Source organism: Hyphomicrobium sp. ghe19, assembly GCF_902712875.1.
GTDB lineage: Bacteria > Pseudomonadota > Alphaproteobacteria > Rhizobiales > Hyphomicrobiaceae > Hyphomicrobium_B.
In genome coordinates this window covers 4,054,045-4,078,180 of record NZ_LR743509.1, presented here as the reverse complement: position 1 = coordinate 4,078,180, position 24,136 = coordinate 4,054,045, and the positions used below count along the sequence as shown (strand labels likewise).

The following is a 24,136-nucleotide window of genomic DNA, read 5'->3' as shown; positions in this document are numbered from 1 at the left end:
GTCGCGGCGTGGACTGGTCGGAATGACGACAGCAGCGGCAATGAACGAGCAGCCGGTTTCCGATCTCTTGAACGCCTACCGGCGCAAGGAGATATCGGGATTCGATGAGCTGCTGGATGCGTCCGGAGCGGTCCGCGCGCATTGGCGACCGCTGCTCGAAGGATTGGCCGAGCTACCCGAAACCGAACGGCAAGCGCGGTATGGTCGTCTCGCGTCTCGCGTGCGTGAAACGGGCATCGCCTACGATATCTTCGCCGATCCGCACACCACACCGCAACGATGGACGCTCGACCTCTTGCCCGTCGTCATTTCGGCAGGCGAATGGCAAGGCTTGGAATCGGCGCTCATTCAGCGTGCGAGGCTCTTTGATGCGCTGTTGAATGATGTCTATGGCGAGCAAAAACTTCTGCGCGAAGGACGGGTGCCTGCCGAGTTGATCTTTTCCGACGCCGCTTATCTCGCACCGGCTAATGGCATCTTGCCGAATGCGGGCGGCCTGATGTTTTACGCCGCCGACATCGCCCGCGGCGAAGACGGCAAATGGCATATCATCGACAATCACACCGAGACGCTGGCGGGCATCGGCTTTGCTTTGGCAAACCGCGTCGTGCACACGCACATCACCGGTGATCTCTTCAAAGACTGCAACGCGCGCCGCTTGGCGCCCTATTTCCGGGAACTGCAGTCGACGCTGACGCTCCACAGCGGCCGCGACAATGCGCGTATCGCGCTGATGACGCCGGGCCCGCATCACGAAGACTATTTCTCGCACGCCTATCTCGCGCGCTATCTTGGCTACTTGCTCATCGAAGGTCACGATCTCAAGACGCGAAACGAGCAGGTCTATCTGAAGACGCTCGAAGGCTTGAGAGAGATCGACCTCCTGGTGCGCTGCATCGATGGCAAATCGAGCGATCCGCTCGAACTCGATCCGACGGGCTTTATCGGTCCCTCCGGCCTGCTCCGCGTCTGCCGGAAGTCGCCGCGCATAGTCGTCAACGCCATAGGAACGGCACTCGCCCAAAATCGCGGCCTCGGACCTTATTTGCCGGAACTTGCTCGTCACGTTCTGGGAGAGGATCTCGAACTCGCGGATGCACCGCGCCGCTGGCTTGGTGATCCCGACGCGCGCCGCGAACTTTTCGCGCGGCCGGACAAGTTCATCATCCGCAAGGCGCAGGAGGGCACAGGGCGGCCGGGCCAGGCCGCGCTCGGCTGGGAAGCCCGCGGACTTTCCGCGCCCGAACGCGAGAAAATGAAGCGCGAAATTGCTCTTCATGGCGCAACGCTCGTAGCTGAGGAGAAAGTCGAATTCAGCTCTGCGCCGATCCTCGGTCGCGACGGACTCGTGCCGAAGCCCTTTGCCGTCCGCCTCTTCGTTTGCAGAACAGAGAGCGGCTATCAGGTCATGCCGGGAGGGCTCGCAATGAGCATCGATCCCGGCCGCGCCGTGGCGCTCAGCGCTCCGGACGGCCGCACACGCGACGTCTGGGTTCTGTCGGAAAGCGAACTCGCGCCGCATGTCAGCCTTTGGCGGCCGACGCTGGCAACGACACGCATCGAGCGTTCGCAGCGCGTCATCCAGAGCCGCGTCGCCGACGACTTGTTCTGGCTTGGCCGCTACAGCGAGCGCGCCGATTGGACGATGCGGGTGCTTCGCGGCGCCCTTCGGCGGATCGAGGAAGATGGCGGCCCCGATACCGGCCGCCGCGCCGCGCACAAATGCCTCGAAGTTCTTCTTGGCAAGGATCTGGGTCTCGTCACCGGCAGCCGGGAGACGCCGCCCGATGCCGAAATCGAGCGGCTGTGCGAAAGCCTCATAACGGGCGGCATCGGCTCGCGCACTCTGGAGCGCACACTCGACGGGCTCTATCGCGTCGCCCATCTCGTACGGGATCGTCTGTCGCTCGAAGCTTGGCAGACGCTGAGCAAATTCCGCTCCGGAAACCGCTGGAGAGAAGCGCTGAACTCGGCGCAGCCGCTCGAAGTCCTCGATGTGTTGGATGAGGGGCTCGCCGCGATCGCCGCCTTCAACGGCTTCATGCATGAGAACATGACGCGGAACTCTGGCTGGGCATTCCTCGACATGGGGCGGCGCATCGAGCGCGCGCAAAATCTCAGCGAAGCGATTCTCACGCTGTTCATTCCGTTGCCTGATCCGGAAGAGACGCAGAGCAGCTTGTTGCTATTGCTCGAACTTGCCGACAGCTTCATTACCTATCGCTCCCGCTACAGGCTCGACCCGATGCTGGCGCTTGTGCTCGACCTCCTTCTGCTCGACGAAGCAAACCCGCGAAGCCTTGCCTATCAGCTCTCGGCAATCGCCCGGCATCTGGAAGGGCTTCCCGATACGCACCAGGGCACGGGACTGCCGGAAGATCGTCGGCTCATTCTCGCGCTGCTGACGTCGATCCGCAGGGCCGACGTCGAGGCGATGGCGAAGGAAGAAAGCGGCACGGTGCTCGAACGCCTCCTGCTGGATCAACTGGAAATGCTGCCGGAGCTTTCCAACGAAATAACGCGGCACTACTTCAACGTCATGGACGAAGCGCCCCATCGGACCCACACGAGGGTAGAACCCTCGCTATGATCTTCGATATCACGCATAAGACTCACTACCGCTATCGCTCGATGGTCGTGCAGTCGCTGCATATCGTGCACATGACGCCGCGCTCGCTGCCGGGGCAGATCGTCCGCCATCACAGCCTGACCGTCGAGCCGGTGCCGACGTCGCGGCAGGACGGGACAGACGCATTCGGAAACATCGACATCATTCTCGATATGGAGTCGCAACACAAAGAGCTTGTGCTGCTGGCGCGCAGCACGGTCGAGAAGCGGACGCCGCCGCCCGTAGATCTCACATCAACGACGCCGTGGGATCATCTCGATGATTGCTTGCTGAAATCCGCCGGCGAGCGCGATGTCCACGTCCTGATGTACCGCTGCGCCTCGCGCATCACGCTGCCGACGCTGGAGTTCGCAGACTATGCCGCGCCGTCGTTCGCGCCGGGACGGCCCGTCCTCGATGCGGCGATGGATTTCGTGATGCGGATGTATAACGATTTCACATTTGATCCGCATGCAACCGATGTCTCGACCCCGTTGACGCAAGTCTTCCAGACGAAACGCGGCGTCTGCCAGGATTTCGCGCACGCTGCCTTGGCGTGCTTTCGTGCGCTTCGTATTCCCGCCCGCTACGTTAGCGGTTATCTTCACACGAGGCCACCGCCGGGACGTCCGAAGCTGCAAGGCGCGGACGCGACGCACGCCTGGATTTCGGTCTGGTCGCCGGAATACGGCTGGGTGGATTTCGATCCGACCAACGGCATCATCGTTCGTGACGAACACGTGACGGTGGCTTACGGCCGCGACTACGATGACGTGAGCCCGATCAGCGGCGTGCTGCGCGGCGGCGGCGAGCATTCCGTCAGTGTCGGCGTCGACGTCAATATGATCGCGGGCGCGCCAGCTGACGCGCTAAGCGGTCGCTAAACGTCACGGATAGTTACCTTTTTGTGCCCTCTTGAAGGGGCCGCACATCGCTCGCATTTGTCTCGCATTAGGGGGGCGTCGAGAGACGTCGCGCCTTTGCGCAAGCTGGTGCTACGATGCTTATTCGCGATACATCGGAGGGCTACGGGGTCGTCTCGCGTCTCTTCCACTGGCTCATGGCGATTGCGATCACCGCCATGTTCGCACTCGGCCTCTGGATGGTACGCCTCGACTACTACAGCCCGTACTATAATTCCGCGCCGGATATTCATCGTAGCGTCGGGATGCTTCTTTTGTTTGCGCTCCTCGTTCGCTGGCTCTGGCGAGCGGCGAACGTCAAGCCGTCCGACCGCGATCTCTCGCCTCTCGAACAAAAGGCATCCTACGTCGTCCATTGGGGATTTTATATTCTGCTGTTCGCGCTGATGGCGAGCGGCTACCTGATATCGACCGCGGGCGGAGAGCCGATCAGCGTCTTCGGTTGGTTTTCAGTTCCGTCGATCTTCCAAATGCACGGGCTCGAAAGTCGCGCCGGCTACGTTCACAGAATTCTCAGCTACGCGACGATCGCCCTCGCCGTCCTTCATGCTGCCGCCGCTTTGAAGCATCATTACCTCGACAAAAGCCCGGTCCTGACGCGCATGTGGTCGGGCCCGCCGCCAATTGAATCACTCGTCCAAGAAAAGGAAAATCGTCAATGAACTTCAGAATAGCGGCTCTTGCGGCATCGATGACCGTTTCGCTGCTGGCGCTCCCTGCGTCGGCGGCCGACTACGTCATCGACACCAAGAACGCCCACGCGTCGATCACCTTCCGCATCAAGCATCTTGGCTTCAGCTGGCTGACCGGCCGCTTCGATAAGTTCTCCGGCAACTTCACCTTCGACGACAAGAACCCCGACGCTTCGAAAGTGAAAGTCGAAATCGATACGACGAGCATCGATACCAATCATGCAGAACGCGACAAGCATCTGCGCGCCGCCGATCTGCTCGACACCGACAAGTTCCCGACGGCGACATTCGAGAGCACGAGCGTCAAGGCGTCGGGACCCGATAAGGCAAAGATCACCGGCAATCTTACGCTGCATGGCGTGACGAAAGAAATCACGATCGATGCCGAGCGTCTCGGTGGCGGCAAAGACCCATGGGGCGGCTATCGCGATGGCTTCGCGGGAACGACGGAGTTGACGCTCGCCGATTTCGGCATCAACCGCGATCTTGGCCCCGCATCGAAGACAGTCGAACTCATGCTCAACGTCGAGGGCATCCGTCAGTAACGGCAGCGAGTATCGGAATTACAATCTGAAGACTGCGGCGCCGCCGGTTAATCCGGCGCCCGCCGCCGTCATCAGTATGGTCTCGCCCGCCGCGTACGGCCGATCAGCCGCTGTGGCCGACAACGTGAACGGGATCGTCGCAGCCGAGCTGTTACCGAAATTCTCGATCGTAGATCTGAGGCGCTCGGGCGGAACGGCAAGCTGATGCGCCAAGGTATTCATCATCCGCTCATTGGCCTGATGCGGGATGAGATGATCGACTTGGCCCGTGGACATCCCGGCCTTTGCCAACGCCTTTTCCGCACACTCCGTCATCATATCGACGGCCGCCGCGTAGACGGCTTTGCCGTCGTTCATGACCATCAGCACGTCCTGCGGGTCGCGGATTTTTGAAAATGGCTTGCGGCTGCCGCCGCCAGGTATCGTGATCAGATCGTAGTGCTCGCCCTTGGCCGCCAGATGCGCGCCTTGAATGCCGGCCTCCGCCCGCGCGGACGGCGCCAGTAAAACGGCGCCTGCGGCGTCCGCGAAGAGCACACAGCTTGCGCGATCCACTTCGTTGATACGGCGAGAGAGAATGTTGGCTGCGATGACGAGAACCGGCATCCCCTGCGTTCTGACAAAACTGTCCGCCAACGTCAGCGCATAGATGAAACCTGCGCAAGCCCCCGCCATGTCGATCCCACCGGCGTTCGCCAATCCAAGACGATGCGCAACGAGCGGCGACGACGGCGGCAGCAAATGGTCCGGTGTCGATGTCGCGAGCAGCAGCAAACCAACGTCGTCGCGCGAAAGCCCAGCTCGTGCCAGCGCCATGTCGCCGGCCTTCACCGCAATGTCCGAAAGCGCTTCGCCATCCGCCGCATATCGGCGTTCCTCGATGCCGGTACGCCGCTTGATCCAACCCGCCTCGAGACCAAGGCGCGCCTCGATTTCCCGATTGGATACGATGCGCTCCGGCGCGTAATGTCCATAACTGATGATTTCGACGCCCGTCACGAGAGCACCTCATCGACGGTCTCGACGAGATTCCGATAGACGAATTTCAGTTCATCCTTGGTCGTGCAATAGGGCGGCATCACGTAAACGGTCGATCCCAAAGGCCGGAGAAGCACGCCGCGTTCGAGAAGGCGCGCGCGCATCGCGAGAGTAATGTCGGCAAGATAGCCTTGTTGAGCATTGGCAAGCTCGAAGGCCGTGATTGTACCAAGCTGCCGGAGGTTCAAGAAGCGCGGGTCCGCTTCCAAGTCTTTGAGACACAGGGCCTGGTTTGCCGTCAGCGTCAAAATCCGCTCGATGACCGGCTCTGTCCGCCACACATCGAGGTTGGCCGCCGCCGCCGCGCAGGCGATCGGATTGGCCGTGTACGAGCTTGAGTGAAAGAATGTCCGCGAACGGTCTTTCGAGAGATGGGCGTCGTATATCGACGCGCTGCACATTGTAACCGCGAGCGGTATGGACCCGCCGGTAAGGCCTTTGGCGATGCAGAGGATGTCAGGCGAAATCCCCGCCTGCTCGCAGGCAAACACGGTTCCCGTTCTGCCGAAGCCGGTCATCACCTCGTCCGCAATGAAGAGCACGTCGTGCGCCTTGCAGATCCGGTGCATCTCCTTGAGCGCGTCCGCGTCGTACATCAGCATGCCGCCGGCGCCGAGGATCAGCGGCTCGCAAATGAACGCGGCGACGTCCCCTTTCCGGCAGGCGATTTCGAGTGCGTCGAACGTCGGCTGCGCATGATGCGGCTTTGGGAGCGGTATGCGGCCCACTTCAAACAGCAGCGGCTCATAAGCCGCGTTGAAAACGCCGCGAGCCCCAGCCGACATCGTGCCGATGGTGTCGCCATGATAGGCATCTTCCAGCGCGAGAATGCGCGTACGGCGCTTGCCCGCATTCTTCCAATATCCGAGCGCCATTTTGAGCGCGACCTCGACGGACGTCGAACCGCTGTCGGAAAAGAACACGTGGCGCAAACCTTGCGGCACGATCTTCAACAGACCTGCAGCAACCGCTTCCGCAGGCTCATGCGTGAAGCCGGCGAAGATGACCTGGTCAAGCAACTCGGCTTGCGCACGAATGGCTTCGATGATCTTCGGATGTCCGTGCCCGTGCGTGATGACCCACCAAGAAGAGACGCCGTCGAAAATGCGCTTCCCCGCAGGGGTTTCGAGCCACGCGCCTTCAGCCCGGGCGATGCGAGCCATGGATGGCTCGAGCGCATGCTGCGTAAACGGATGCCAGATGGCGGAGGACGTCATGGGCCGACGGCCCCGATATCGAGAACGTCCGCAACCGCGAAATTCTCGGCGAATGCCGCCTGCAAAGTATCAGCATTGAGATTGTCGATGCGCGGTAGACGGCCGAGCCGCCTCACGGCCCCGAACGTAATGATCGTACGCTCGCTATCGGCATTTTCGTCGCCAATGAAAGCAACGCCGAGGATTGGAATGGCGCGGCGCTTCAAGGCTTCGATGGAAAGCAGCGAGTGGTTGATCGTTCCAAGCTGTGTCGAAGCGCAAAGAATGACAGGCAGTCGCCATTGCGCCAGCAGGTCGATCTGCAACAAGCGCCGCGTCAGAGGCACCATGAGGCCGCCGGCCGTCTCGACCACCAGCGGCGTCGGCAGCCCGAATGGCGAAAGCTTTTTGGAATCGATCTCGACGCCGTCGATCTCGGCGGCAAAATGCGGTGATGCCGGCGTATTCAGCCGGTATCTCTCAGGGAGAATTCGTGACTCTGCCAACGTCGTCAGCCGATTGACGGTCTCGGCATCGGTGTCGCCAGCAAGTCCCGCTTGCACCGGCTTCCAATAATATCCGTCGAGCGCCTCCGTGAGCGCGGCGGCGAAAACGGTTTTGCCGATATCCGTCCCGGTGCCGGCAACGACGATACGAATGGTCATGCCGCGGTCTCCGCTTCGGCCGCAGCGATATCGTCGACGAGCCGTGTGATTGCGATTTCATCCACGTTGAGCGTGATCGTGAGGCGCAGCCGGGACGTGCCTTCCGGCACCGTCGGCGGACGGATAGCGCGTATATCGTAGCCGCGGCTCTGCATCGATTTCGCAAGCGCTACCGCAGGGACATCGCCGCCGACGATCAGCGGCAGTATTTGTGAACCGGAAGGAGTAAAGCGCGTCTTCGCCGTGAGTTCCCGTTCCGCATGCGCGATGAGGCTCATGAGACGCTCCCGCCGTTCCGGCTGCGTCTCACAGATCGCGAGCGCCGCGCGCACTGTCGCCGCAATCAACGGTGACGGAGCGGTTGCGTAAATGAACGGCCGTCCGCGATTGACGAGAAAATCGCGAATGACGCGCGGCCCAATGACAAGCGCGCCCATGGCGCCAAGCGCCTTGCCGCACGTATGCAAACTAATGACATTGTCGTTGCCTTCGAGATCGGCTGCAAGTCCGCGGCCGCTCGCGCCGAAGACGCCGGTCGCGTGCGCTTCGTCGATGATGAGCATCGCGTCGTGGCGCCGCGCGACGTCGAAGAGATCCCGGATCGGCGCCCGGTCGCCGTCCATGCTGTACAGGCTTTCGATGACGATCCACGGCTGCCCCGTCCCGCCGTCCCGCCGCCAAGCCGCGATGCTATCCTCGAAGGCTTGCGCATCGTTATGACGAACCGCGACTGAGTTCGCCTTCGACAAGCGCATGCCGTCGTGAGCGCTTGCATGAATGAACTCGTCGTAAATGATCAGGTCGCCTCGCGATGGCAACGTCGAGAGCAGAGCCGAATTGGCGATGAAGCCGCCGCCAAAGAACAACGCCGTCTCGCCGCCGAAAAAGCTCGCGGCTTGCCTCTCCAACGCCTCGTGTTCTTCGTGATTGCCGCGCAAAAGACGTGAGCCGCCGGCGCCCACCGGTACGCCGCGCGCAATCGCCTGCTCGACCGCCTGCGCCAGCTCGCGCGATTGCGCGAGCCCAAGATAATCGTTCGATGTGAAATCGATGCCGTGCGCCGTTTCGAGCGTCCTCAAACGCCCGCGGCGGAGGAGCGCGTCGAGCGCACGCTCATGATTGCCGGGCATCCCGTTGAACCGCAGTGGATGCTAGCTCCGCCTCGTGAGGATCGGCAATTTCGATGTCGAGCGCCGACAGGCCGAGTTTCGCAAAAAGCTTGCTGTCCTTGTCCTCGCCCGGATTGTCCGCCGTCAGCAGCGTATCGCCGACGAAGATCGAATTGGCGCCTGCAAAGAAGCAAAGCGCCTGCATCTCGTCGCTCATTTCTGTGCGTCCCGCCGAGAGACGCACGAACGACTTCGGCATCATGATGCGGGCGACCGCGATGGTGCGGACGAAATCGATTGGGTCGATCCGCTCGGTGTCTCCGAGAGGCGTTCCGGGAATGGCGATCAGCATATTGATCGGCACGCTCTCCGGATGCTCTTCGAGATTGGCGAGCGTCACGAGCATGTCGACGCGATCTTGCCGCTCTTCGCCCATGCCGACGATGCCGCCCGAGCAAACCTTCATGCCCGCATCGCGAACGCGCGCCAGCGTATCCAGCCGGTCCGCGTACGTCCGCGTGGTGATGACCTTGTCGTAGTAGGCCTCGGACGTATCGACGTTGTGATTGTAATAATCGAGCCCGGCGTCGCGCAGCTTGACGATATCGTCGTCCGAGAGCATGCCGAGCGTCATGCACGTTTCCATGCCGAGCGCTTTGACGCCTTCAACCATTGCGACGACGACGTCCATGTCGCGCGCTTTGGGGCTGCGCCATGCGGCGCCCATGCAATAGCGCGTCGCGCCGGCGGCCTTTGCTTTCCGGGCCTCGGAGAGGACGCGCTCGACCTCCATCAGCTTCGATGCCTTGAGGCCGGTCTTGTGGTGAGCGGACTGGCTGCAGTAGCCGCAGTCTTCCGCGCAGCCGCCGGTCTTGATCGACAGGAGACGGCTCATCTGAACTTTGTTCGGGTCGAAAGACGTCCGATGCACGCTTTGGGCGCGAAATAGCAAATCCATGAGCGGAAGCTCGTAGAGCGCCAGAGCTTCGGCGCCCGTCCAGTCATGGCGGATTGCCGGGCCTCCGCGGCTTCCTGTACGGGCAGAGGCATCGAGACGGGTAACGGGTGAGGTCATTCAGGTGCGATCTCCGCGGGGGCGGACACCGCCCCGATCCGGAGAAGATGTTTGCACCGCTTCCACCCCGGCTCGCAACCGCCAAAATGCCTCTCTGAGCTCGTGAGGCCCACTGAAAACGGCAATCGGGGGCTTTCCCTCGAGCTTTAGTTAAGATCCTCGGGAAGGGCGGGGAGGATGCCGAACGGCACGCCATCGTTGACGAGCTCGCGCGCCTCTTCAAGGGTCGAGCTTCCGCGAATGTGCCGCTCTTCGATTTCGCCGAAATGCATTTTGCGCGCTTCGTCCGCGAAACGCGATCCGACGTCTTCAGAGTTCTCGAAGACGGTCTTCTTGATGGCGCGCAGTGCTTCGAGTGCAGCCTTCGCATCCCCGGTCTGCATCGCCCCGCTCTGTTTCGGGGCGGGACCGGTGAACCGCGACGCGACGGCCGCCTTCGTCACGATTGAGGGCGCCATCGGCTGCTTCGCGATGTCGATCGAGCCGCAAAGCGGGCAGGCGATTTCTCCCGCGAGCAATTGGGAGTCGAAATCGGCGCTCGCGCGGAACCAGCTTTCGAATTCATGTCCCGACGAACATTCAAGACGATACTTGATCACGATCCGTGCACCAGTGACGGCGCCTTCGAGTTGGCGACCACGACATCGAAATCGCGGTCGTGCGTTAGCGACGGAATCTTCCGCCGCACCTGGTCGACGTAGGCCCCATCTATGTCGGCGAGGACGACCTCGGGATCAACGCCTGCCTCCGCCAGAACCTCGCCCCAGGGCGAGATGATGAGGCTATGGCCGAACGTCTCTCGGCCGTTTTCGTGTCGGCCACCCTGATCCGCCGCCAGAATATATGCGCCGGTCTCGATGGCGCGCGCCTTGAGCAGTGTGTGCCAATGCGCTTCGCCCGTCGTCCGCGTGAACGCTGCCGGTGCGGTGATGAATTTAGCTCCGGCCTTTGCCAGCGCCCGATGGAGAGCGGGAAAGCGCAAATCGTAGCAAATGGTCAGGCCAAGACGGCCCCACGGAAGCTCCGCGATAATTGCGCTCGGGCCGGCCTGATAGTTCACGCTTTCGCTGTAGGACTCGCCGCCGCCGAGATCGACATCGAACATATGGATCTTATCATATCGCGCGGCGATCGCGCCATCGGGAGCAATGACGTACGTGCGATTGGCGAGACGCCCCTCGCCGACCTTCACGGCCATCGATCCGATGTGCAGCCAGATCTTGCGCTTGCGGGCGGCATCGGTAAATGCCGCGAGCGCGACGTTGCCGTCCTCGGGCTTCGTCTCGGCCATGAGACGTGCCTGATCGAGTTCCATCAAGGTCGTGCATTCCGGCGTCTGAACGTACTCTGCTCCGCGGTCCGCCGCTTCGTTGATGAGCGACACCGCGTCGGCAACGTTGCGTTCGACGCTGCGCCCGGCTCGCATTTGTACGAGAGCGGCGCGAAATGCGGTTTTGGATCGTGAGGACATGATCAGGCTGCGGTCAAAAGTGTATCGAGGCGTCCGCTGCGCTCGAGGTCGAAAAGGTCGTCGCAGCCACCCACGTGTACATCCCCGATCCAGATTTGAGGAACTGTTCTTCGGCCGCCCGCGCGCAACGTAAGGTCAGCACGCAAATCGTTGCGGCCCGACAGGTCGATTTCCTCGAACGCGGCACCTTTGCGCCGCAATAGGTCTTTGGCCATATGGCAGTAGCAGCAGTTGCCAGCAGTGTAGACCGTCACCTTCTGCATTTCTTCGGCGCCTCTCAACACGCCATACGAAAAGTTCGAATCAAAACTAAACCGTTCCCGAGGTCATGCAACCTTGCATCGCTGATTTGCGCCGCTGTGCCGCGGCTTTGCCACGCCCTTTGCAGCCTCAGGAATAACGTTCTGAAACTATCGCAAGTGCGAGCACGTCGACTTTGCGAGCGCCCGCCTGTTTCAAGGCCCGGGCCGCGGCCGATGCCGTTGCACCGCTCGTGATGACATCGTCGACCAAAACTATGGCTTTTCCTGAGATATTCGGCAATTCCCGGGCTGGCACGCGGAAGACACCCGCCACATTCCGGCTTCGCTGAGCCCGGGTGAGGCCGATTTGATGTGGCGTCGAACGGATTCGGACGAGCGCGAACGGATTGACGGGCTTGCCGGTTCGCCGCCCAGCCTCCGCTGCCAGAATTTGCGCTTGGTTAAATCGCCGTCCCAGCAGCCGCCAGCGCGCGAGCGGCACCGGCACCAGAAGGTCGGCTTCGGCAAGCACCTCGCGCCCCGCGTCCGCCATCCACCGACCGAAGAGCCGCCGGACGTTATGATTGTCGTGAAATTTGAACCCGTGAATGAGCACCTGCAGGAGCCCGCCGAAGCTGGCCACTGCCCGGGCGCGATCATAGTCCGGCGGGTTCGCGAGCGCGGCCGCTGAGACCGTGAGGCCACCGGTATCGATGGCGAGCGGCAATCCGAGCCTGTCGCACACGGGTGGGCGCACGAAATTGATTTGGCTCCAGCAGGACGGGCAGAGGGAATCGTGGTCCATGATCCGGATCCGGCAGCCGAGGCAGACCGGAGGCAGCAACAGATCGAGGGCTGCCCGCCGAAGCCGAGAGAGCCGAAGCCCGCGGAAAGGACGAAGTCGCGAGGGCATGCCCGAGCTGCCGCTCGGGCTATCCCCCATATTGTCTTCCGCAACCATGTTATTGTTCGACATTGCACAACACTAGCGCAACGCGCTAACGCCAGCGAGAGCTTCGACGCCAGCCCTTGCAGGGTCTCGGCTGTCGGCACCGATCAGCTACGAGCCGAATTCAACTTACGAGAAAGACAAGCGATGCCGGGCGCACCGCAGATTTTCGACCGCAAATTTATGAGAATGCGCCGTGATCGCATCGCCAAGGCGACCGGCGGCGCGAACCTTCCCGATTTTCTGCTGGAGCGCGTGGCGGACGATTTCGCCGAACGCCTCTCACTCGTGCGCCGGGATTTTCCCCTTGCCGTCAGTCTCGGTGCTTATAACGGCCTCGTGGCCGAACGGCTCCGGACACTTCCGGCGATCGGCACGATCATCGATGTGGAATCGTCTCTCGCGAGCCTGATGCGCGCACGCGGCTTGAAGGTCGTGGCAGACGAGGAAGCACTGCCGTTCGCGGCGGCGAGCTTTGATCTCGTGGTGTCCGGTCTGGCGCTCCATCTCGTCAACGATCTTCCCGGCGCTCTCATCCAGATCAATCGCGCACTGAAGCCCGACGGGCTTTTTCTCGGTGCGCTTCTTGGCGGCGAAACGCTGAAAGAGCTGCGCGAGGCCTGGATTCTCGCTGAGGATGAAGTCCTCGGCGGCGCCTCTCCGCGCGTCGCGCCATTCGCCGACGTCCGCGAGCTTGGCGGGCTTCTCCAGCGCGCGGGCTTCGCGCTGCCGGTCGCCGATAGCGACCTCGTCGAGGTCACCTATGCCTCGCCTCTCGCCTTGATGCAGGAGATCAAGGCGATGGCGGCGAGCAACGCCCTGACGGAGCGCCGCCGCACGCCGGTGACGCGCACCCTGCTGTTACGGGCAGCGCAAATCTATCAGGAACGTTTCGGGCTTCCTGGCGGTCGCGTCCCGGCGACGTTCGAAATCGTCACGCTAACGGGTTGGGTGCCCCACGAAAGCCAGCAGAAACCGCTGCGGCCGGGATCAGCCGAAGTCAGTCTCAAAGATGTGCTGAAGCCCCGCTCAAAAGATCTCTGAGCCACGGAATGAGCGGCTCGTCCGCTGGTGGCATCGGATAGCGGTTGAGATCCAGCGCCCTGACCCACTTCACGGTCTGGCCTTCTCGCGGCGCGATCTCTCCCTCCCAGGTGCGGCAGAGGTACAGCGGCATCAGAAGGTGGAAATTCTCGTACGCATGGCTCGCGAAGTTGAATGGCGCGAGGCACGTCCGGCAAAGCTCGATATCGAGTTCTTCCTTGATTTCGCGGCAAAGCGCGTCCTCAGGCGTCTCACCCGGCTCCACTTTGCCGCCGGGAAACTCCCAAAGGCCGGCCATGGACTTTCCCGTCGGGCGCTGGGCGATCAGCACGCGTTTGTCGTCGTCGATGAGTGCGACGGCCGCAACGAGAAGCAATGGCTTCATGCGCGCCGCCTCAGCAGGTAGACGGTTTCGTCGAGGCGAGTAACGCCGCGCTTTTTTAGGTTGTCGCTGTCGGCGAGGCCATCGCGCGTCTCGAGCACTTCGATCTCGAACGTATCTCCATAAAGACGGTGAACCTCGTCACGCGAAACTGGAAATGGCGGCCCGGAAATCTCACCCTCGGGATAATCGATCGCGATGAGGAAAATGATGGCTTCACGCGGCACGATCCGAGTGAGCGTCTCGGCGTAATAGGCGCGCATTCCAGGCGGCAGCGCGATCAGCGCGGCGCGGTCATAAACCGCCACGACGTCCTTCAGGACATCCGCATCGAGTTCGAAAAAATCGCCGCAATAAAGTTCGAAGGGCCCGGCGGACGAAATCTCGAACGCGCCGGCCCAAGAGCGTTTAGGCACTTGGCCGCCTTCGTCGAAAAATTCGCGGACCGCAACGTTCGACAGCTCGACCCCGATGACGCGATGCCCCTGCGTCGCGAGCCAGACCATGTCGCGACTCTTGCCTGCCAGCGGCACGAAAACGGCGGTTTCTTGGGGCAATCCAAGTTTCGGCCAGAAGCGCAAAAGCTGCGAATGGATTCGCTGCTGATGAAACCCGATCTCGCGGCGCTGCCAGCGCTCGTTCCAGAACGCCTTATCCATTGGCTCTCAGCTTTTCAGCTCCGGTAATCGGCATTGATCGATACGTATTCGTGCGTGAGGTCGCAGGTCCAGACCCGCGCTCCCGACTTGCCAACCCCGACGTCGACGCGAATGACGATCTCGGAGTTCTTCATATAAGCGGCGACGGTCTTCTCGTCGTAATCCGCGGCGCGCTCCCCGTCGCGCGCAACGCAATGGGGACCGAACCAGATCGCGAGCCTGTCGCGGTCAGCGGCTTCGCCGGACTTGCCGACGGCCATCACGACCCGGCCCCAGTTCGGATCTTCTCCGGCAATTGCGGTCTTGAGAATGGGTGAATTGGCGCAGGAGAGCGCGATCGCCCGCGCCGCGTGCCATGATTTGGCGCCGCCGACCTCGAACGTCACGAACTTTGTAAGTCCCTCGCCGTCCTTCGCGACCTGGATCGCGAGATCGCGCATCAAGTCGTAAAGTGCCTCCGAGAATGCCTGGAGCTTCTTCGACTTGGCCTTCGTGATGAGCTTTTGCCCGCGAGCTTCCGCCTTACCGGTCGCAAACATCAGGCAAGTATCGCTGGTCGACGTGTCTCCATCGACGGTCATGCAGTTGAACGTGGTCGCGGCGTGCTCGGCCAGCAGCTCTTGCAGCGCATCGGACGAGATCGCGGCGTCCGTGAAGATGAAGCACAGCATCGTTGCCATATCGGGCGCGATCATCCCCGCGCCCTTGCAGAAACCGTTGATGGTGACCTCGGTGTCCCCGATCAGCGCGGTCCGCGTCGCGAGCTTCGGGAAGGTATCGGTGGTCATGATCGCCCGCGCCGCCTTTTCGAAAGCGTCGGGCTCGGCCTGCTTGGCGAGGTCACCGAGAAGATGCGCGAACTTCTCCGCGTCGAGCGGTTCGCCGATGACGCCGGTCGAAGCGACGAACACTTCGTGCGGTTTGCACCCCACGGCTTCGATGGCGTGCGCAACCGTGACGTCGACCGCCTCGCTGCCCTTTTTCCCCGTGAATGCGTTGGCATTGCCGGAATTGACCACAAGCGCCCGCGCCGCACCTTTTTTCAGGTGCTTCCGGCAGGCGAGCACTGGGGCGGATGCGGTTTTCGATTGCGTGAGAACGCCTGCAACCGCCGTCCCTTCGTCGAGCACGGCGAGCAACAGATCGGTGCGGTTTTTATAACGAATACCGGCTTCAGCGGTCGCAAAGGCAACGCCTTCGATACTCGGCAATTTGGCGAGTTTTTTAGGGGCGAACGGCGAAACGCTCGAAGCTTTGCTCATAAGGGATCTCCGGAGAGGGTGCGAGGCTCCCTGAAACAGATCGGGCCGCCATAATCAAGCGGCCCGAGCAAGAACTTTCGACTGGCAAGGAAGCTTAGGGCTTCGGCGCCTCTGCCGGAGCATCCTTCGGAGCGTCCTTGGCCGGTTCAGCGGCTGCCGGTTTCGACTGGGCCTGGATCGCTGCGTTGCGAGCATCCACCGTCTTCTTGATCTCCGGATCGACGATCTCGATCTTCGACTTTCCGCGAAGGCCTACAGCCGTTTGCTGAGCTTTCTGCAGAAGCAGGGACTGAACGATCCGGTCCTTGACGATGTCGAACGCCGGCGGCTGCTTGGTCCGGCGATCCTCGAGCTTCACGAGATGCCAGCCGAACTGCGTCTTCACCGGATCGGAGACTTCGCCCTTCTTCAGCTTGAAGACGATCTCTTCGAACTGCGGCACCATTTGCCCATGGCCAAAGTAACCAAGGTTGCCGCCATCGTCCTTCGAACCCGGATCCTTGGAGTTTTCTTTGGCGAGCTGAGCAAAGTCGGCGCCCTTATCGAGCTTTTCTTTCAGAGCCTTAGCTTCATCCTCAGTAGCGACAAGAATATGTCTCGCCGATACTTCCTCTTCCGGCTTCAACAGCTTGACTTGATCGTCGTAAATCTTGCGCGCATCGGCGTCGCTGACCGAGGCCTTAATGACCTTGTCGAAATAAAGCTCCCGAAGGGCGCGGCGCTTCAGATAGTTGAGGCGCGTCTCGAAGTCGGCGCCCTCGTTCAGCTTCTGGGCTTCGGCCGCTTCCGCGAAAAGCTGATTATCGATGAGAAATTCGAGAAGGGATGTGCGCTTCTGCTCGGGCGGCATTGTGCCCATGTCGGACCCGATTTCGCTCTCGGCCACCGCAAGATCGCCTTCGGTGATGGGTTTGCCGTCGATCGTGGCGACGACCTTGTCCTCGGCAACCGCCGTGAAAGGCGCGGCCATGCCCGCGAGCGCGAAAGTCATGAGAATAAGGGTTATACGCTTCATCAGCGTTGGCTCCGCGTTGGAGGTTGAGGACCTTAAGTTGCCGTCCCAGGGCTTTTTTGGGGCTCGTTCGGGCACGACGGCAAGACCGCGGCGGGCGGCCAACAAGCGGGTTTCGATAGCGGGCCAAGGCCAGAAAACCAAGTTAATTCTTGGCCACGGGAAGAAAATCTCTTACGTCGGCGTTATAGCGCATAACATTGACAGTCGGGGGGGCTAGTTCTTATGTCTGCGCCTAATCGGGTCGGGCGTTAAAGCCCGTGTCGACCGCGCAATTAGCAGCGCTGTGGGAACGTCGACGCCGGCGTGGCGGGGGAGGCCCTTGCCGCGCATTTTTTGGCTTTATGCTGCCCGGCGACAATAGACTGAGCCGGCCGTGCCAGGGGGTACGGCCAAGACGAATTAGTAGGACGGATCTAAAAATATGCTCTCGTTCGGTGATCTCGCTTCGAAGATTTTCGGTTCCTCGAACGAGAGGAGAGTCAAAGGCTTTCGGTCTCGTGTCGCGGCGATCAATGCGCTAGAGCCCGAGCTGCAGGACCTATCCGACGAGGAGCTGCGAGCGCGCACGGAGCAATTCCGTCAGCAGCTGAACGACGGCGCCTCGCTCGATGATCTGCTCGTTCCCGCGTTCGCGACCGTCCGCGAAGCGGCAAAGCGCACGCTTGGCCAGCGCCACTTCGACGTCCAGCTCATCGGCGGCATGGTCCTCCATCAGGGCGACATCGCCGAAATGAGAACGGGCGAAGGTAAAACGCTCGTCGCCACGCTCCCCGTGTATCTCAACGCCCTCACCGGCAAAGGCGTCCACGTCGTTACCGTCAACGACTACCTCGCCAAGCGCGACGCCGACTGGATGGGTCAGGTCTATCGCTTCCTCGGCCTGACCGTCGGCTGCATCATCCACGACATGAGCGACGAGTCCCGCAAGATCGCTTACGCCTGCGACGTGACGTACGGCACGAACAATGAACTCGGCTTCGATTATCTCCGCGATAATATGAAGATGAACTACACCGAGATGGTGCAGCGTCCGCACACGTACGCAATCGTCGACGAAGTAGACTCGATCCTCATCGACGAAGCACGCACGCCCTTGATCATCTCCGGCCCGTTGGAAGACCGGGCCGAACTGTATCAGCAGATCGACGAGATGATGAAGATCGTCACGCCCGAAGACTTCGAACTCGACGAAAAGCAGCGTCAGGTTTCATTCTCTGAAGTCGGCAACGAAAAGATGGAGCGAGCGCTCGAAGCCGCGGGCCTCCTGAAGGGCACGCTTTACGACATCGACAACGTCACGATCGTCCATCACCTGACGCAAGCGCTGAAGGCCCACAAGCTGTTCCAGCGCGATAAGGATTATATCGTCAAAGGCGGGCAGGTCGTCATCATCGACGAATTCACCGGGCGTATGATGCCCGGCCGCCGCTATTCGGAAGGCCTGCATCAGGCGCTCGAAGCCAAAGAGAAGGTCGAGGTCCAGCCTGAGAACCAGACGCTGGCGTCGATCACCTTCCAGAACTACTTCCGTCTCTACAAGAAGCTCGCCGGTATGACCGGTACGGCAATGACCGAAGCCAGCGAGTTCATGGATATCTACGGGCTCGAGGTCATCGACATCCCGACCAATCTCTCGGTCAGCCGTATCGACGAGGATGACGAGATCTACCGGACGCAACGCGAGAAGCTCGCGGCTATCGTGCAATCGATCGCGGAAGCCAAACATCGCGGGCAGCCGATTCTTGTCGGCACCACGTCGATCGAGAAGTCTGAGCAACTTTCAGAGCTTCTGAAGGACCACAAGTATTTCAAGGAACTTGCCAAGCAGCTCGAAGAGCAGGCGGCCGCCATCAAGCCCGGCAAGGAAGAAGAGCTGCGCAAGCATTTGACGGATATGGCCGCGATGCTGACCAAGTTCGCGTCCGACGCAAAGGGCAAGGGCGACCCGATCCCGCATCAGGTGCTGAACGCACGCTATCATGAACAGGAAGCGAGCATCGTTGCGCAGGCCGGTCAGTTCGGAGCCGTGACGATCGCGACCAACATGGCGGGCCGAGGTACCGATATTCAGCTGGGCGGCAACGCCGAGTTCCGCCTGCGCGACTGGATCGCCGAAGAAACGGCAAAGGGAACCCCGCCCGACGAGACGGCGATCAGCAGCAAACGCGCTGAGCTTGTCACCGACGTCGCCGCCAATAAGAAAAAGGCGCTCGAGGCCGGTGGCCTCTACGTGCTCGCGACCGAGCGCCATGAAAGCCGCCGCATCGACAATCAGCTGCGCGGCCGTTCCGGCCGTCAGGGCGACCCTGGCCGTTCCAAGTTCTATCTGGCGCTCGATGACGACCTGATGCGCATCTTCGGATCCGAGCGCATGGACAAGGTGCTCCAGACGCTCGGCCTCAAGGATGGCGAAGCGATCACGCATCCCTGGATGAACAAGTCGCTCGAAACGGCCCAGAAAAAGGTTGAGCAGCGCAACTTCGATATCCGCAAGCAGATCCTGAAGTACGACGACGTGATGAATGACCAGCGCAAGGTCATCTTCGAGCAGCGGCTCGACATCATGGGCCAGGAGGACGTTTCCGAGACGGTCGTCGAGCTTCGCAACGAGCTGATCGACGAATACGTGACGCGCTTCATTCCGCCGGCAGCCTATGCCGAGCAGTGGGACACGAAGGGCCTCTACGAGCAGGTGAACGACGTCCTCGCGCTGGATCTTCCGATCGACGCCTGGGCCGCCGAGGAAGGCATCGCCGACGAAGAGATCAAGGAGCGCATCAAGGCCGCTGCCGACGCCAAGGCGGACGAGAAAGCCAAGGAACTCGGACCGGAGCTCTATCACCAGATCGAAAAGATGGTGCTGCTCCAGACGCTGGATCACCTCTGGCGCGAGCACCTTGTGACGCTTGAGCATTTGCGTCAGGTCATCGGCTTCCGCGCCTACGGTCAGCGCGATCCGCTGAACGAATACAAATCGGAAGCGTTCGTCCTCTTCGAGAGCATGCTCGGACGTCTGCGCGAAAACGTGACCGGCCAGCTGATGCACGTCGAACTGGCGCCGCCCGAGGATCAGCCCGCGCTGCAGCCCGTCGAGCTGCCGCCGATGGAAGCACACCACGTCGATGCGTCGACGGGCTTCGATGAGTTCGAGCGCGATCCCGAACTGGCGCTGGCCGACGCCGCCATTCAAGGGGCCCGAGCACGCCGCGCAGCAGGACCCGAGCCCGAGAGGCGCGCACCGCTGCAGAGCCGAAAAAACGAGGGTGCGGTCGATCCGAAAGACCCCGCAACCTGGGGCCGCGTCTCGCGCAACGCCCTCTGCCCCTGCGGCTCAGGCAAGAAATACAAGCACTGCCATGGGAAAATGGACTGACGCGCACTCAACCTGCAAGGGCCGGATCGGCCCTTGCAGCAGCACGCAACGAAACTAGTAGGTTTGGAAATACGGCGATATCTTTCGCCATAGATACAGTTTGACGTCCCGCCGATGCCTGGTGAAGCGCCGTCGCACCGTGGAAAAATCAATTGGCTGAGGGATATTGAGCAAGTCGTCGATCAAATACTTATTCTTGCAGAGATGGCGGGCGAGACCCGAAAACCCCGACGGACGGCCTTCGGCAACATGCGCGAAGAATAGTTTTTCAGATTTTGCGAGCGCGAGCAGATCGACGATCGTATCGATGTTCGACTTTTTGCGATCGCCGTAAATATGAAGAGGCTTTCCTCCCGTATTCGGGATTTCGCTCGACGTCAAAATCTCTGAAGAGCTGAAGAAGCTTCTAGCATATTCGATCACCGCGGCGTCGTCGCTGCACACCAGCAATCGCTTGCCCCAAACCTCATGCGCAATCTTGGAGAAAAAGTTTTTGTAGTCGGTCTGCAAATCCGTGTTTCGCACATGAACTGCGAAATATTTTCCATCGAACTGGCGTACGCGATTGAGAACCATCGGGCGAATTTTGGGAGATAGGCGCAATTTATCGATGAGCCGAAAAGAGAGACTACCGCCACCCCACTGCTCATACACGAGAACGGCTTCCTGGTAGGTCCTCGAAAAGTCGATGTCTGGCAGTGTGTGATCGCTAGTCGCCCTCAAACGGGGCGTCTCTCTTAAGGTCGCGTCAAGGCGGTGAAGCTGACCGCGGATCTCTGCTGGGAAACAGGGAAATCCGTTCAGGAATTCTAGATCATCATCGTTCGCATCGAAAATAATATTCGGTGATTTATACTTTGGCTCAAAATAATTGGAAAAGTGATCACCGAGTTCCGATTTTCGCGCATCGATGATCAGAGTGCGATCAAATTTTTGCGCATATCGCCAGCACTCTCCTATTCGGCAGAGAACATCATTCAATCCCCCTCTGGGGCGGCAAAGCAGAAATCGTCCGCTTTGCCGAGAATGTCCCAACGTAAAGCTCCCCCTGCGGAATCTATCGAATTCCCCCGAAGCTACAGCAGAACTAATCCGTATGCCACTCAGTGCGTTTCGGTCTTGGGGATGACTTTAGCATCGGCAGGAGCTTCGCTCGGATTGTCATGTCCGCCGCCCGCGATCCGGTCGGATAGCGCCAGGAGCACGCTCGAAACGACGAACACCACGTGGATGATGACGAGCCACATCAGCTCTTTCTCGCGCTCGGGCGTAACAGTGGTGAGCGACATGAACTGACGGAGAAGCTGCACGGCCGAGATCGCAACGATCGACGAAAGCATCTTGAGCTTCAGAGCGGCGAAGTCGATCGTTCCCATCCAGGCCGGCCGGTCGCCGTCGTCCGAATGGTCCATCTTCGAGACGAAATTTTCGTATCCCGAGAAGATGACGATGATGAGCAGCGATCCTGTCAGCGTCAAATCGACGAGCGTCAGCAAGCCCAGGATCACGTCGGACTCTGTTGACGAGAACGCGACGGCCGCGAGGTGAAAAAGCTCCATCAGGAACTTGATCATGAGAATGATGAGCGACAGCGCGAGGCCGAAATAGAATGGCGCGAGCAGCCAGCGCGAGCTGAACAACCAGCTTTCCAGCGTGATCTCTACGCGCTTCGCAAGTGTTTTTTCGGCCATCGATGATCCCCAATCGGTGAATTTGTCTGCTCTATCGCAACGTTGGCCACGCAAGGCAAGCGCCCGCCAGTGCGGCGACTAGGCGCTAACGTAAGTAGGATCGCGGAGAAAAATCACAAGCGGCGGCTACAGTTAGCGGCACAATGTGTCAGCGCGGCAAAGTCAGCGAATAAGCCGCCATGAAAACATGGGCGGGGGCGCATCGCTTTCGAGGCTCGTCTGAATTTGCGGAATGGGCGGCGTCTTCGACTGAGCCGTTTGCGTCTGAGTCTTCGGCAGAACGGGTGAGGGCGGCGGCACATTGGCGAGCCACTGATCTTGCTCGCGGATGGACGCGATCGTCGGACCACATGCGTCGAGCTGACCCGGCAATTCTTTCGCCCGAGCTTCGCGGAAAATATAACGGCCGCTGCACACCCCGACCGCCGGGGGACGCTTCGTACGCTCGAAGACGTCGTAACCGTCTTTGAGGTTGTTCCAGAACGGCGACCACGGCGAGGCGCTCTGCGCAGCCATGTTCACATCCGTCATGCGGAACGGCAGGATGTGCACCGGCACGAGCTGCTCTCCCGCATCGATCGCAGCGATCGTCAGCTGATGGATCTCTTCGGATACCGGGTTCGTCATCGCGAAGCAGCCGACCGACGAGCACCCGCCATGGATGAGGATGTCGGACCCGGTCCGCGCCTGTGACTGGTCGAGGATGTTGGGAAAGCCGATATCGAGCGACACCGGCCATCGCCCCACATGCCGCGCCTGCGCGCGCGTCACCGTGTAATAGCCTTCGGGCGCCTGCCGGTCGCCGTCGCGAAGTTTCGGCCCGAGCGTTCCCGACCAATGGCAGATGGGATAGGTCGCGAACAGGATGAAGGCGTCATCCTTCTGCTTCCAGACCTCGAGCTCGGATTCGGCTTTGAAGATGCGGATGAGGATGGGCGACGACAGCGTCACGCCCTTTTCCTTCAAGCGCTGCTGCAGCACGCCGACGTCGGGAGTTCCGGGCAGCGGCAGCGCGCCCGTCGCAGCCGCACGCTGGCGCTCAACGCGATCGGCGGCAACGTCCTTGAGTTCGATCGTCAGCGCGTTCGCTGGGTCAATCACGGCATGACTGATCACGACGAGACCGAGGATCATCGCCGCGACGAGCTTCAGACGCGTTGAACCGTACGACACCATGGACTTGCGACCGAGTACCTTGCCCTCTCGCGAACGGAACATTAACGCCCCGAGCACGCAATTCGAAGTGACTTTTCGCCAACACCGGCGAGATAAGCGACGCTGTGAACGGTTAACTTTTGGCGTCTTCGCCGACGCACCTGTCGTCGATCGTCGAGGCGTCGAAGGAGCCCTTTACCCCCGGCGCGAACTGGTACTTGCCGCCACAAACGTTGACCTTCGGCGGCAGCATGCTTGATTCGAACAGGTCATTGCCAGCCTTCAGGTTTTTCCAGAAGTCGAGAGCAGGGCTCTGGGCATGCCCGTTCATCCGCTCCTCCGTCATCCGGAACGGATAGACCTGAACTTGAAAGCGCTTTTGGCCGCCCGAAAGCGCCGCGGCGACGAGCTTCCAGATCTCCTGCATCTGCGCGTCCGTCATCGCGAAGCAGCCGATGGACGCGCAGCCGCCGTGAACCATGATCAGCGAACCGGTGCGCCCATGCGCCCGGTCGAAGGCGTTCGGGTAGCCGAGATTGAACGAACGATACCAGCGGCTGTTGGGATTGAGGGCCGAGGAATCGACCGTGTAGAAGCCTTCAGGAGCTTGGCTGTCGCCCTCTTGCAGCTTCGGCCCGAGAACCCCCGACCACCGGCAGATCGGATACGTCGCGAAACGGCGGAACACGCCGTCGCGCTGCATCCAGAGTTCAAGCTCGAATTCGCTCTTGAAGATCCTGATCAGTACGGGCGCACCCTCGGCGACGCCGGCGCTTCTGAGCCGCTCGGAATAATTCGCAAGATCCGGCTCCCGCGGCATAGGCAGACCGAAATCCCAGAGAAGTCGCCGTAGTTTTCGCTCGTACTTGATCAGAGCACCGTCGCCGCCCGGCAGTTTCGGCAACCAAAGGGGTACCGAGACAAACGCGGCCACGGCAAGCGCTAAAAGCACGGCGCCAAAGCTCAAGACTTTGCCCACCCGGCGGCGCCGTGGCTGTCGCGATTGGGGCGAGGTCGCGCTTTTGTTTGTCATTGAATTGCC

At 60.9% G+C, this 24,136-nt stretch carries 23 protein-coding genes; 6 read left to right on the top strand and 17 right to left on the bottom strand.

The window, feature by feature from the left end; translation table 11 throughout:
* Positions 1–22 precede the first annotated feature (22 nt).
* The 4 genes from AACL53_RS19405 to AACL53_RS19390 all read left to right on the top strand — a co-directional run bounded on the left by AACL53_RS19405 (position 23) and on the right by AACL53_RS19390 (position 4,768).
* Complete coding sequence (locus tag AACL53_RS19405) at positions 23–2,590, top strand: circularly permuted type 2 ATP-grasp protein (protein WP_339086208.1); 2,568 nt, start codon at positions 23–25, stop codon at positions 2,588–2,590.
* Positions 2,587–3,492 (top strand): transglutaminase family protein, encoded by a 906-nt coding sequence (locus AACL53_RS19400; RefSeq protein WP_339086207.1) that lies wholly within the window; start codon positions 2,587–2,589, stop codon positions 3,490–3,492. The genes AACL53_RS19405 and AACL53_RS19400 overlap by 4 nt, the downstream gene beginning before the upstream one ends.
* Before the next feature lie 116 nt (positions 3,493–3,608).
* Positions 3,609–4,193, top strand: a complete 585-nt coding sequence (locus AACL53_RS19395; protein WP_339086205.1) for a cytochrome b — start codon at positions 3,609–3,611, stop codon at positions 4,191–4,193.
* On the top strand, positions 4,190–4,768 hold the full coding sequence (locus tag AACL53_RS19390; RefSeq protein ID WP_339086204.1) for a YceI family protein: 579 nt from the start codon (positions 4,190–4,192) through the stop codon (positions 4,766–4,768). Before AACL53_RS19395 ends, AACL53_RS19390 begins: the two co-directional genes overlap by 4 nt.
* An 18-nt stretch (positions 4,769–4,786) precedes the next feature.
* Here AACL53_RS19390 and AACL53_RS19385 read toward each other — a convergent pair whose 3' ends face one another.
* The 9 genes from AACL53_RS19385 to AACL53_RS19345 all read right to left on the bottom strand — a co-directional run bounded on the left by AACL53_RS19385 (position 4,787) and on the right by AACL53_RS19345 (position 12,477).
* Entirely contained in the window at positions 4,787–5,767 is a 981-nt protein-coding gene (locus AACL53_RS19385; protein WP_339086203.1) for a beta-ketoacyl-ACP synthase III, read from the bottom strand.
* Positions 5,764–7,023 (bottom strand): adenosylmethionine--8-amino-7-oxononanoate transaminase, encoded by a 1,260-nt coding sequence (locus AACL53_RS19380; RefSeq protein WP_339086202.1) that lies wholly within the window; start codon positions 7,021–7,023, stop codon positions 5,764–5,766. Before AACL53_RS19380 ends, AACL53_RS19385 begins: the two co-directional genes overlap by 4 nt.
* Positions 7,020–7,667: a dethiobiotin synthase gene (bioD, locus tag AACL53_RS19375; protein ID WP_339086201.1), complete on the bottom strand. Its 648-nt coding sequence runs from the start codon at positions 7,665–7,667 to the stop codon at positions 7,020–7,022. The genes AACL53_RS19380 and bioD overlap by 4 nt, the downstream gene beginning before the upstream one ends.
* Positions 7,664–8,797 (bottom strand): 8-amino-7-oxononanoate synthase, encoded by a 1,134-nt coding sequence (locus AACL53_RS19370; RefSeq protein WP_339086200.1) that lies wholly within the window; start codon positions 8,795–8,797, stop codon positions 7,664–7,666. Before AACL53_RS19370 ends, bioD begins: the two co-directional genes overlap by 4 nt.
* A complete protein-coding gene (gene bioB, locus AACL53_RS19365) occupies positions 8,781–9,851 on the bottom strand; it encodes a biotin synthase BioB (protein ID WP_339086198.1) in 1,071 nt (356 codons plus the stop codon). The genes AACL53_RS19370 and bioB overlap by 17 nt, the downstream gene beginning before the upstream one ends.
* Before the next feature lie 146 nt (positions 9,852–9,997).
* Entirely contained in the window at positions 9,998–10,450 is a 453-nt protein-coding gene (locus AACL53_RS19360) for a DUF1178 family protein (protein WP_339086196.1), read from the bottom strand.
* Complete coding sequence (locus AACL53_RS19355; RefSeq protein ID WP_339086195.1) at positions 10,447–11,322, bottom strand: carbon-nitrogen hydrolase family protein; 876 nt, start codon at positions 11,320–11,322, stop codon at positions 10,447–10,449. Before AACL53_RS19355 ends, AACL53_RS19360 begins: the two co-directional genes overlap by 4 nt.
* Before the next feature lie 2 nt (positions 11,323–11,324).
* Complete coding sequence (grxC, locus tag AACL53_RS19350) at positions 11,325–11,585, bottom strand: glutaredoxin 3 (protein WP_092868678.1); 261 nt, start codon at positions 11,583–11,585, stop codon at positions 11,325–11,327.
* 127 nt (positions 11,586–11,712) lie between these two features.
* Positions 11,713–12,477 (bottom strand): ComF family protein, encoded by a 765-nt coding sequence (locus AACL53_RS19345; RefSeq protein WP_339086985.1) that lies wholly within the window; start codon positions 12,475–12,477, stop codon positions 11,713–11,715.
* 183 nt (positions 12,478–12,660) lie between these two features.
* On the opposite strand from AACL53_RS19345, the gene AACL53_RS19340 reads away from it, so the two are divergent.
* Positions 12,661–13,557 carry a methyltransferase domain-containing protein gene (locus AACL53_RS19340; RefSeq protein WP_339086194.1) on the top strand — a complete coding sequence of 299 codons (897 nt, stop codon included), beginning with the start codon at positions 12,661–12,663 and terminating at the stop codon, positions 13,555–13,557.
* Here AACL53_RS19340 and mutT read toward each other — a convergent pair.
* From mutT to AACL53_RS19320, 4 genes are all read right to left on the bottom strand, one after another.
* The gene (gene mutT, locus AACL53_RS19335) at positions 13,520–13,942 is read right to left on the bottom strand and encodes an 8-oxo-dGTP diphosphatase MutT (protein ID WP_339086193.1); all 423 of its coding nucleotides are present in this window, start codon (positions 13,940–13,942) and stop codon (positions 13,520–13,522) included. The two genes, AACL53_RS19340 and mutT, sit on opposite strands and share 38 nt — an antisense overlap.
* Positions 13,939–14,598 carry a thiopurine S-methyltransferase gene (locus tag AACL53_RS19330; protein ID WP_339086192.1) on the bottom strand — a complete coding sequence of 220 codons (660 nt, stop codon included), beginning with the start codon at positions 14,596–14,598 and terminating at the stop codon, positions 13,939–13,941. The genes mutT and AACL53_RS19330 overlap by 4 nt, the downstream gene beginning before the upstream one ends.
* A gap of 14 nt (positions 14,599–14,612) precedes the next feature.
* Positions 14,613–15,860 carry a bifunctional glutamate N-acetyltransferase/amino-acid acetyltransferase ArgJ gene (gene argJ, locus AACL53_RS19325; RefSeq protein WP_339086191.1) on the bottom strand — a complete coding sequence of 416 codons (1,248 nt, stop codon included), beginning with the start codon at positions 15,858–15,860 and terminating at the stop codon, positions 14,613–14,615.
* Between the two features lie 94 nt (positions 15,861–15,954).
* Positions 15,955–16,875, bottom strand: a complete 921-nt coding sequence (locus tag AACL53_RS19320) for a peptidylprolyl isomerase (protein ID WP_339086190.1) — start codon at positions 16,873–16,875, stop codon at positions 15,955–15,957.
* A gap of 421 nt (positions 16,876–17,296) precedes the next feature.
* On the opposite strand from AACL53_RS19320, the gene secA reads away from it, so the two are divergent.
* Positions 17,297–20,248 carry a preprotein translocase subunit SecA gene (gene secA / locus AACL53_RS19315; protein WP_339086189.1) on the top strand — a complete coding sequence of 984 codons (2,952 nt, stop codon included), beginning with the start codon at positions 17,297–17,299 and terminating at the stop codon, positions 20,246–20,248.
* A gap of 54 nt (positions 20,249–20,302) precedes the next feature.
* Here secA and AACL53_RS19310 read toward each other — a convergent pair whose 3' ends face one another.
* The 4 genes from AACL53_RS19310 to AACL53_RS19295 all read right to left on the bottom strand — a co-directional run bounded on the left by AACL53_RS19310 (position 20,303) and on the right by AACL53_RS19295 (position 24,127).
* Positions 20,303–20,971: a hypothetical protein gene (locus AACL53_RS19310; RefSeq protein WP_339086188.1), complete on the bottom strand. Its 669-nt coding sequence runs from the start codon at positions 20,969–20,971 to the stop codon at positions 20,303–20,305.
* A 380-nt stretch (positions 20,972–21,351) separates the two neighbouring features.
* Positions 21,352–21,939: a TIGR00645 family protein gene (locus AACL53_RS19305; RefSeq protein WP_339086187.1), complete on the bottom strand. Its 588-nt coding sequence runs from the start codon at positions 21,937–21,939 to the stop codon at positions 21,352–21,354.
* A 162-nt stretch (positions 21,940–22,101) separates the two neighbouring features.
* Complete coding sequence (locus AACL53_RS19300; protein WP_339086186.1) at positions 22,102–23,157, bottom strand: murein L,D-transpeptidase family protein; 1,056 nt, start codon at positions 23,155–23,157, stop codon at positions 22,102–22,104.
* Between the two features lie 70 nt (positions 23,158–23,227).
* The gene (locus tag AACL53_RS19295; protein WP_339086185.1) at positions 23,228–24,127 is read right to left on the bottom strand and encodes a murein L,D-transpeptidase family protein; all 900 of its coding nucleotides are present in this window, start codon (positions 24,125–24,127) and stop codon (positions 23,228–23,230) included.
* Positions 24,128–24,136: the final 9 nt, after the last annotated feature.

Bases quoted from the DNA above. Each gene is read 5' to 3' on its own strand.
- AACL53_RS19405 (WP_339086208.1), top strand. From the start codon at position 23: ATGACGACAGCAGCGGCAATGAACGAGCAGCCGGTTTCCGATCTCTTG.
- AACL53_RS19400 (WP_339086207.1), top strand. From the start codon at position 2,587: ATGATCTTCGATATCACGCATAAGACTCACTACCGCTATCGCTCGATG.
- AACL53_RS19395 (WP_339086205.1), top strand. From the start codon at position 3,609: ATGCTTATTCGCGATACATCGGAGGGCTACGGGGTCGTCTCGCGTCTC.
- AACL53_RS19390 (WP_339086204.1), top strand. From the start codon at position 4,190: ATGAACTTCAGAATAGCGGCTCTTGCGGCATCGATGACCGTTTCGCTG.
- AACL53_RS19380 (WP_339086202.1), bottom strand. From the start codon at position 7,023: ATGACGTCCTCCGCCATCTGGCATCCGTTTACGCAGCATGCGCTCGAG.
- bioD (WP_339086201.1), bottom strand. From the start codon at position 7,667: ATGACCATTCGTATCGTCGTTGCCGGCACCGGGACGGATATCGGCAAA.
- AACL53_RS19370 (WP_339086200.1), bottom strand. From the start codon at position 8,797: ATGCCCGGCAATCATGAGCGTGCGCTCGACGCGCTCCTCCGCCGCGGG.
- bioB (WP_339086198.1), bottom strand. From the start codon at position 9,851: ATGACCTCACCCGTTACCCGTCTCGATGCCTCTGCCCGTACAGGAAGC.
- AACL53_RS19355 (WP_339086195.1), bottom strand. From the start codon at position 11,322: ATGTCCTCACGATCCAAAACCGCATTTCGCGCCGCTCTCGTACAAATG.
- grxC (WP_092868678.1), bottom strand. From the start codon at position 11,585: ATGCAGAAGGTGACGGTCTACACTGCTGGCAACTGCTGCTACTGCCAT.
- AACL53_RS19345 (WP_339086985.1), bottom strand. From the start codon at position 12,477: ATGCCCTCGCGACTTCGTCCTTTCCGCGGGCTTCGGCTCTCTCGGCTT.
- AACL53_RS19340 (WP_339086194.1), top strand. From the start codon at position 12,661: ATGCCGGGCGCACCGCAGATTTTCGACCGCAAATTTATGAGAATGCGC.
- mutT (WP_339086193.1), bottom strand. From the start codon at position 13,942: ATGAAGCCATTGCTTCTCGTTGCGGCCGTCGCACTCATCGACGACGAC.
- AACL53_RS19330 (WP_339086192.1), bottom strand. From the start codon at position 14,598: ATGGATAAGGCGTTCTGGAACGAGCGCTGGCAGCGCCGCGAGATCGGG.
- argJ (WP_339086191.1), bottom strand. From the start codon at position 15,860: ATGAGCAAAGCTTCGAGCGTTTCGCCGTTCGCCCCTAAAAAACTCGCC.
- AACL53_RS19320 (WP_339086190.1), bottom strand. From the start codon at position 16,875: ATGAAGCGTATAACCCTTATTCTCATGACTTTCGCGCTCGCGGGCATG.
- secA (WP_339086189.1), top strand. From the start codon at position 17,297: ATGCTCTCGTTCGGTGATCTCGCTTCGAAGATTTTCGGTTCCTCGAAC.
- AACL53_RS19305 (WP_339086187.1), bottom strand. From the start codon at position 21,939: ATGGCCGAAAAAACACTTGCGAAGCGCGTAGAGATCACGCTGGAAAGC.
- AACL53_RS19300 (WP_339086186.1), bottom strand. From the start codon at position 23,157: ATGTTCCGTTCGCGAGAGGGCAAGGTACTCGGTCGCAAGTCCATGGTG.
- AACL53_RS19295 (WP_339086185.1), bottom strand. From the start codon at position 24,127: ATGACAAACAAAAGCGCGACCTCGCCCCAATCGCGACAGCCACGGCGC.